This window comes from Curtobacterium sp. MCBA15_009, assembly GCF_001864895.1.
Taxonomy (GTDB): Bacteria; Actinomycetota; Actinomycetes; order Actinomycetales; family Microbacteriaceae; genus Curtobacterium.
In genome coordinates, this window is record NZ_MJGO01000023.1 from 372,545 (window position 1) to 380,677 (window position 8,133).

Below are 8,133 nucleotides of genomic sequence, written 5' to 3' on the forward strand. Positions count from 1 at the left end.
TGGGACAACCCTATCGGCGGTAACGTGGCTCACCGTGCATGTACTCAGCGTGAGCTCCCTCAAGGGTGGTGTCGGCAAGACGACGGTGACGCTCGGCCTGACTTCGGCCGCGTTCGCCAAGGGACTGCGCACGCTGGTGGTGGATCTCGACCCGCAGTCCGACGTCTCGACCGGCCTCGACATCAACATCGCCGGACACCTCAACGTGGCCGACGTGCTCGAGAACCCGAAGGAGAAGATCGTCCGCCAGGCGATCGCCCCGTCGGGCTGGACGAAGGGTTCCCAGGGCAAGATCGACGTCATGGTCGGGTCGCCCTCCGCCATCAACTTCGACGGCCCGCACCCCTCCATCCGCGACATCTGGAAGCTCGAGGAGGCCCTGGCCAACGTCGAGCAGGACTACGAGCTCGTGCTCATCGACTGCGCGCCGTCCCTGAACGCCCTCACGCGCACCGCGTGGGCCGCGTCGGACCGCGTCACCGTCGTCACCGAGCCCGGTCTGTTCTCCGTCGCCGCCGCCGACCGTGCCCTCCGGGCCATCGAGGAGATCCGCCGCGGCCTCTCCCCACGACTGCAGCCGCTCGGCATCATCGTGAACCGCGCCCGCGTGCAGTCGCTCGAGCACCAGTTCCGCATCAAGGAGCTCCGGGACATGTTCGGCCCCCTCGTGCTCTCCCCCCAGCTGCCCGAGCGCACCTCGCTCCAGCAGGCCCAGGGCGCCGCGAAGCCCCTGCACGTCTGGCCTGGCGAGTCCGCGCAGGAGATGGCGAAGAACTTCGACCAGCTGCTCGAGCGCATCATGCGCACGGGCAAGATCGGCCCGTACGCCGAGGGCGGCGCCGCCTAGGTCGTTGCGGTCAGGCGGTCACGACGTGCCGCTCACCGCCGCCGAGGGGTCACCACCTGTCGGTCGGCGACGACGCAGGCGACAGTTCATGACCATTCGGCGAGGTGCACACGGCGGTTCGTGACCACTCGGCGCCGGCCGGGAGGCTCAGGCGACTGCCGGGAGGCCCACCCCGGCCCCGGCAGACACGCCCGACTCCGGCTCGCCCAGCGGCTCGCTCAGCGGTCACGACATGCCGCTCACGTCCGCCGAGCGGCCGCCAACTGTCGGTCGGCAACGTCGCAGACGACAGTTCGTGACCTCTCGACGAGGTGCACACCGCGGTCCGTGACCACTCGGCGCCTGCCGGGAGGCCCACCCCGGCCCCGGCAGACACACGCGACTCCGGCTCGCCCAGCCGCTCACCCACCGGTCACGACATGTCGCTCGCCCAGCGGTCACGACATGCCACTCACGTCCGCCGAGGGGTCACCACTTGTCGGTCAGCAACGTCGCAGGCGACAGTTCTCGGCCACTCGGTGACACGCACACGGCGGTTCGTGACCACTCGGGCCGAGCCGCGGGGACGAGAACCTGGTCAGGAAGCGCGCGTCGCCCGGCGAGCGGCGAGCTCGTCGGCCGGGTCCGCCGCGGCGGTGGCGTCGAGCTCGACCAGGGAGCTCTCGACCTCGCGCAGGACCTTGCCGACCGCGATGCCGAAGACGCCCTGGCCGCGGGACACGAGGTCGATGACCTCGTCGTCGGAGGTGCAGAGGTAGACCGAGGCCCCGTCGGACATCAGGGTGGTCTGGGCGAGGTCCGACACGCCCGACTCGCGGAGCTGGTTCACGGCGGTGCGGATCTGCTGCAGGGAGATGCCGGTGTCGAGCAGGCGCTTGACGAGCTTGAGGACCAGGATGTCGCGGAAGCCGTACAGGCGCTGCGACCCGGAGCCGGCGGCCCCGCGGATCGTCGGCTGGACGAGTTCGGTGCGGGCCCAGTAGTCGAGCTGGCGGTAGGAGATACCGGCTGCACGGGCGGCGACGGTGCCGCGGTAGCCGTTCTGCTCGTCGTGCTCGGGCAGGCCGTCGGTGAAGAGCAGCCCGAGGTCGTACCGGGTCGTGTCCGACTCGGTGCCAGGGGTGTCGTTCCCACTCATGCGCTTGCCTTCCACGACGATCGAGCTCCCACCCGAACGTTCAATGACGGGTTGAGAGTTGTTCCGAGGTCCACGGTAGCGACTCCGACCGCTCCCACGCGGGACATCCGACCCGGCGCGTCCGGCGTGTCGAGGATACGCCCCACCCTCCGACACACAAGCCCCCGCGGAGCGCCCGACAGCGTCATGTGTCGAGGCGACCGATGGCGGCGCGGATGAGGTTCGAGCGGATGACCTCGAGGTGCCCCGCGATCTCGCGCGCGGCCTCGGCGGCCTTCGCCCGCGAGGTCGCGTCGCCCCGCCGCGACACCGGCATGAGCGCGGACTCGATGAGCCCGACCTCGCGCTCGGCGGTGCTGCGGAGCGTGCGGAGGTGACGCGGTTCGATGCCGGTGCGCTGCAGGTCGACGAGCGCCTTGAGCACCGACACGCTCGCCTCGTCGTAGGTCTCGGTCGCGGGCAGCAGCGACGCCGACACCGCGTCGGCGAGCAGCATCGGCGAAGCACCGGCGGCCCGGACGGTCTCGTCGCGGGTGTAGCGGCGCTCCCGACCGAGCATCGACGGCCGGGGAGCATCGCCGCCCCCGGGCAGGACCGGCTCGCGACCGGCGTCGAGGTCGGCCAGGTAGTCCTTGATGACCTTGAGCGGCAGGTAGTGGTCGCGCTGCAGGCCGAGCACGACGCGGAGGCGGTCCACGTCGGCCGGCGAGAACTTGCGGTAGCCACTCGCCGTGCGGATCGGGGTGACGAGCTCGCGTTCCTCGAGGAAACGGAGCTTCGAGCTCGACAGGTCCGGGAACTCGGGCTTGAGGCGCGCGAGGACCTGCCCGATGGTGAGCAGGTCCGGTGCCGCGTTCCCCGCCCGGGCCGCAGCGGACCGTGCGGCCACTACGCGTTCGCCAGGCGCGCCAGGTCGACCCGGGAGGCGTAGAACGTCAGGCGGAACTTGCCCACCTGGACCTCGGCACCGTCGGTGAGCGGCGCCTCGTCGATGCGCACGCCGTCGAAGTAGGTGCCGTTGAGGGAGCCGTTGTCCTTCACGGTGAAGGCCGTGCCGTGCCGCAGGAATTGCGCGTGCTTGCGGGAGACGGTGACGTCGTCGAGGAAGATGTCGGCGTCGGGGTGCCGGCCGGCCGTCGTGACATCGGAGTCGAGGAGGAACCGCGCGCCCACGTTCGGGCCGCGTCGCACCACGAGCAACGCCGAACCGGACGGCAGTGCGTTGACGGCGTCGCGTTCCTCGGTCGAGACTCCGGACTCGGCGGTGAGCGCCGCGCCCATGTCCATGCTGAAGGTCAGCGTGGTGTCGACCAGCCGCTGCTCCGGGGTCTTCTGACCGTCGGGCTGCGGGACCACTGGATCTGGCATCGGTGGACCTCCTCCTCTTGGCCCACAAGCGTATCGGAAAGAAGTGCCCGAACCACAGCCCCGAACGGGGCTGTGGACAGCGTCCGCGGTCCGCGAACGCCGGACGGCCCCCACAGGTCCCCCGACGTGCGGACGGGAGGCGCGGTGCGGGCCGGCACCGCGCCTCCCGTCCGGCGGGTGGTCCGGTCGCCTACCGGTCGTCGCCGGACAGGAGCCGCTGGATCTCCGAGTCCTTCAGCCGCACCCAGGGCGAGCCGTCCGGATCGCTCGTCGAGGCCTGCGGGCTGTCGCCCGTGTTCCACCACTTCGCCTGGTACGGGACACCCGCGAAGAGCACCCGGTCGCCGGTGTCGTACTGCTTCGTGCCGGTCCACGCCGGGTAGGTGCCGTCCGGCAGGGTGGGCTGCTCGACGGGCTTCTCCCCCGGCAGCACCGGGCCGATGAGCTGCCACGGCGTCTCGTACGCGCTGAGCACCGGGTCGTCCGGCAGGTCGCCCGAGGTCCACCACTTCGACTCGTAGACGTTGCGGTGCCAGACGATCTTCGTGCCCTCGAGGTACGACGCGTCGGCGTCCCAGACCGGGTACGGGCTCGTCTTCGGGTCGTCGGTCGGCTGGATCGTCGCCGACGGCTCCGCCTGCGTCACGTCGGAGGCCGCGGCGACGATCCCGCCGCCGAAGCCCTTGCCCAGGACGTCGGCGAACAGCCGCCCGCCCTGGTCGACCCCGGAGCACGAGTTCGACACGGTCGACAGGTTGACGTAGTTCGAGCCGCACGTCGTGTCGCGGTTCAGCGACCACATCGACATCCGGCCGAGCCCCTTGTCGCGGGCCCAGGCGTTCAGCTTCTCGGCGTCCGTGAGGGTGAAGACCTCGTCCTGCACGTCGTTCTGGCCGATCATCGGCGTCGCGCCGGTCTTCCGCCAGAGCGTCGCGGCGGTGAGCGGGGTGCCCGCGCGCTGGTAGAGCACGCCGAGCTGCCGGTGGACCTCCTGCAGGGTCTGGACCGATGCCGAGTACATGCTCTGGCTCGACCCCTTCGAGTCGCCGTAGTCCATCGTCATCGCGTTGACCCCGGCGAGGTCGACGCCGGCCGCGAGGAACTGCGCGACCGCGGTGGTGCCGTCGGCGGTGAGGCCTCCGGGAGCGGCGGGCAGCGTCAGCCAGACCGCGAGCGGGTGCCCGGCGGCCCGACGCTGCTCCTGCAGGGCGGCGACGGCCTCGGCGCGGCGCTTCCCGGCGGTGTGGTTCGTCAGGTCGTCGCCCTCGACGTCGTAGTCGACCGTGCTGACGTCGTAGCGCCGCACGACCGTGTCGTACGCGCGCAGCAGGTCGTCGCCGTTCCGACAGGTGGTGGCGAGCTCGTCGTTCGCGAGGCCGCCGAACGACACCCCGACCTCACCCTTCTGCTGCTGCAGTCGGGCGATGCGCCGGTCGAGGTCGAGGGAGTCCGACGCCCCCTGCAACGTGTAGGCGGAACCCCACGTCGGGGTGCACGCGGCGTCGTGGTCGGCGACGACGAAGGACAGCATGACGTCGCGGCCCTTGGCGGACTTGACGTCCTCGAAGGCGAACGTCGGCGTGACGGTGACGTCGGTGTACGCGGCGAACCACGGCTGCTCGGCTCCGTCGGCGTGGGCGGCCTGCCAGCGGCCGAGGCCGACGTACGCGGTGGCGGCGAGGGCCGCGGTGAGCACGACGGCGATGCCGACGCGGAGCGGGGAGAGTCGACGGGTCGTGGCCATCAGGCGGCGGTCCTGTTCGTGTCGGGGGTCGTGGTGCCCGTGGCGGTGGTGCCGGCGGTCCGGCCGTCGGCGTGGCGGCCGGAGGACACCGCCGGCACGACGGCCGTGGTCGGGCTCGTTGCGGACGGGATCGGTGCTGCGGTCGGGTGGGTCGTCGCGAGGGTGCCGGTGGTCCGGCGTCCGCGCGCCGCGCCGACGACGTCGGCGGAGTGGCGGACCGGCATGCGACCGCCGCGGTGCCCGAAGTACAGCGTGGCGCGCCAGTCCTCGGCGGGGAGTTCCTCGGGGAGGACCCCGCGGGCGGCGTCCTTCCGGGCAGCCCGCTCCGCACGATGTGCCGCCCGGGCGGCCGCCCGGGCCGAGGGGTCGTAGTACATCCACTTCGTCGCCCAGATCCAGACGTCGACGACCGAGTTCCAGATCCCGATGTAGGCGACGATCGCGTACATCGCCAGCAGGGCGTTGAACGCGGCGAACACCGCGTTGCCCCAGTTCTGTGCCTGGTAGTCGCGGGCGAAGGTGAAGACCGAGAAGACGACGATCGCGTAGGGCGCCAGGACGTAGAGCGCCGGCGACGCCGTGCGGTCCCGGACCTTCGGCGTGCGGGCGAACGGGATCTTCTTCGCGGTGAGCGCCTGCTGGATGCTCTTCAGCACACCGGCCACGTTCACGGGCATGAGGATGAGGTTGAAGCCGTAGATCCGGAACACGTCGGTGCGCTTGTAGCCGCAGTACTTGAGGTCGCTGCTGAGCAGCCAGAAGTAGGGCAGCGCCGCGAGCAACACCATCGGGCTGAGCAGCCGCGAGTCGTACGGGTACGCCAGCAGGAAGATGAGCCCGAACGACGCCCACGCGATCGACGCCATGTAGTTGACGCGGAGCGAGAACTCGACGATCCCGACGCGCTCACCGCGGGCGCGACGCTCGCGCACCTGGCGCAGGTACTTCGGCAGGATGAGCAGCCCGCCGTTCGCCCAACGCCGACGCTGGACGATGAGCGACCCGAAGTCCGGCGGCGTCGCGCTGTAGGACAGGCGCTCCGGGTAGTTGACGAGGGTCCAGCCGTGCATGCCGAGGTCGACGCTCGACTCGGTGTCCTCGATGACCGTGCGGTCCTGCACGTAGCGCTTCACCTCGAAGCCGCCGACCGTCTCGACCTCCTCGATGTCGCGGAGCGCCCGCGTGCGGATGACCGCGTTCGCACCGACCCAGAAGGTGGCGTCGTGGCGCGACATGCCCTGGTGCAGGATGTGCTGGATGTCCGTGGTGGCACCGGCGAGCCGCTCGATGCGGGTCGCGGCGCCGCGGAAGGACGAGTACGGGGTCTGCGTGACGGCGACCTTGGCGTTCTCCGGCTGCTCGAGGAAGTACACCAGGCGGAGGCAGTAGTCCCGCAGCAGCACCGAGTCGGCGTCGAGCGTCAGGACGTAGTCGGACGCGGGGACCACGAGGTCCGCCGCCGTCGGGTCCTCGACGGTGCGCAGGATCGTGCCGCTCGCCGTCTCCTCGAACGCGTACGAGCCACCGAGCAGCCCGATGTAGGCGTTCAGGTTCATCGCCTTGTTCGCCTCGTCGGACAGGTTCGCGAAGCGCTTCCGCTCGAAGGTGGTGATCTCGGCGGTGAACGTCCACGCCAGGCGGCGCTGGAGCTCGACCGCGCGGGCCGAGGTGATCTCCGTGAAGACAACGCCGTCCGTGCCGTCGGCCGCGGTGGTGGGCTCGGTCGCGCCGTCGGCCGCGCTGTCGAGCGCGTCGACGATGGCGGCTTCGAGCGCCTCGGAGGTCAGGCGGAACTCGTCGGCCAGCCCGACGAGCACCTGGTCGTGGAAGAACCGGTCGACGTGGTCGACGACGTCGTGCTCCCGTGCGTGCCGCCGCAGCCAGGCGTCGGCCCAGCGGTGGTGCTCGACCAGCGTGCGGAGGGCGTCGACGCTCGCGAAGGGCGCGTTCGCCGCCTCGACCTCGGCCGAGAACAGGGCCTCGCGGAACCGGTTCGACGGTGCCGCGAGCTGCGCCTGGATCGTCGCGGCGACGGCGCGGGTGCGCTCGAGCTTCGCCAGGGTCTCCGGGTCGGACGGGAACGGCGCGTCGTCGACGAGCAGCACCACGCGCAACGACGGGTACTCCTGCAGCGCAGCCGACCACAGCGTGGTGGCGACGACGTCGGGCTCCTCGGCGTAGCTCGGCACGAGGACCGTCATCGGCGACTCGTGGCCCTCGGCGAAGTGCCGGTCGAGTTCCGCACGCGGCACCCGGACGTGGCTCGCGAAGCGCTCCATCGCCCCCTGTCGGGCGACGAGGTGCATGAGCGCGGAGAAGGTCAGGAAGGTGACGACCACGAGGTACGAGATCGCCTCGGTCGTGAAGCGGAAGCTCTCGGTGCCGGAGTCCAGGAACTGCCGGATCACCGTGTAGACGACGTAGGCGGACCAGAACGCGATGGTCAGGATGATCGCGACCCGGCCGGAGACGAGCTTCCGGTCGGAGGGACGTTCGTGGAGGGTGTCGAGCGGACGGGTACGACGCTCGGATCCCCACTGTCGACGGCGCACGCTGGCGCCGTCACGCTGTTCGGGCATGACGGTCCTTCAGTCCTCGGGGGCAGCGTGCCTTCGGGTCGGCGTGCTGTCGGGACCCCCGCGGGTCCTCCGACCGTAGGGGGACGAACGGACCGGTACGGACACCCGGACGGGGGGTCTCCGGCATGGCGTGCGGCTTCCCGCAAGGCTGCGCGGAGGCCCGCACCGCCCGCGTGTCGCTGCCACCCGGAGCGCGTGCCGCGCGACGCGCCGCTCACGTCCGGCCGTGGGCGACTGGCGCGCCAGCAGACAGCGGGTGAGGTGGTGCGGTCCGGCGAATGACGGTTCCGGTGATCGAGCGCCGGGGCTTGCGAACCGGGTCCGTCAGGGGTCCGCGAGCTTGGTGCCCACAGCCCTGTCGACCATGGCCGGCTCGGAGCCTGCCCCCGCATCGGCAGCGGTCCTGGTACCGGTTCCGGTTCCGGTTCCGGTTCCGGTCCGGTTCCGGTTCCGGTTC

At 71.1% G+C, this 8,133-nt stretch carries 6 protein-coding genes; 1 reads left to right on the forward strand and 5 read right to left on the reverse strand.

Translation table 11 applies throughout. From position 1 onward, the window contains the following. Positions 1-34 precede the first annotated feature (34 nt). Complete coding sequence (locus BIU97_RS07375) at positions 35-847, forward strand: ParA family protein (RefSeq protein WP_071254517.1); 813 nt, start codon at positions 35-37, stop codon at positions 845-847. Between the two features lie 577 nt (positions 848-1,424). Here BIU97_RS07375 and BIU97_RS07380 read toward each other — a convergent pair. The 5 genes from BIU97_RS07380 to BIU97_RS07400 all read right to left on the reverse strand — a co-directional run bounded on the left by BIU97_RS07380 (position 1,425) and on the right by BIU97_RS07400 (position 7,676). Next, entirely contained in the window at positions 1,425-1,985 is a 561-nt protein-coding gene (locus tag BIU97_RS07380) for a MerR family transcriptional regulator (protein ID WP_071254515.1), read from the reverse strand. 184 nt (positions 1,986-2,169) lie between these two features. Next, positions 2,170-2,874 (reverse strand): transcriptional regulator FtsR, encoded by a 705-nt coding sequence (gene ftsR, locus BIU97_RS07385; protein ID WP_071254514.1) that lies wholly within the window; start codon positions 2,872-2,874, stop codon positions 2,170-2,172. Further along, complete coding sequence (locus BIU97_RS07390) at positions 2,874-3,353, reverse strand: FHA domain-containing protein (RefSeq protein ID WP_071254512.1); 480 nt, start codon at positions 3,351-3,353, stop codon at positions 2,874-2,876. The genes ftsR and BIU97_RS07390 overlap by 1 nt, the downstream gene beginning before the upstream one ends. 190 nt (positions 3,354-3,543) lie before the next feature. Beyond that, complete coding sequence (locus BIU97_RS07395; RefSeq protein ID WP_071254510.1) at positions 3,544-5,097, reverse strand: chitinase; 1,554 nt, start codon at positions 5,095-5,097, stop codon at positions 3,544-3,546. Next, positions 5,097-7,676, reverse strand: coding sequence for a glycosyltransferase family 2 protein (locus BIU97_RS07400; protein ID WP_071254508.1), 2,580 nt, complete (start codon positions 7,674-7,676; stop codon positions 5,097-5,099). The genes BIU97_RS07395 and BIU97_RS07400 overlap by 1 nt, the downstream gene beginning before the upstream one ends. Positions 7,677-8,133: the final 457 nt, after the last annotated feature.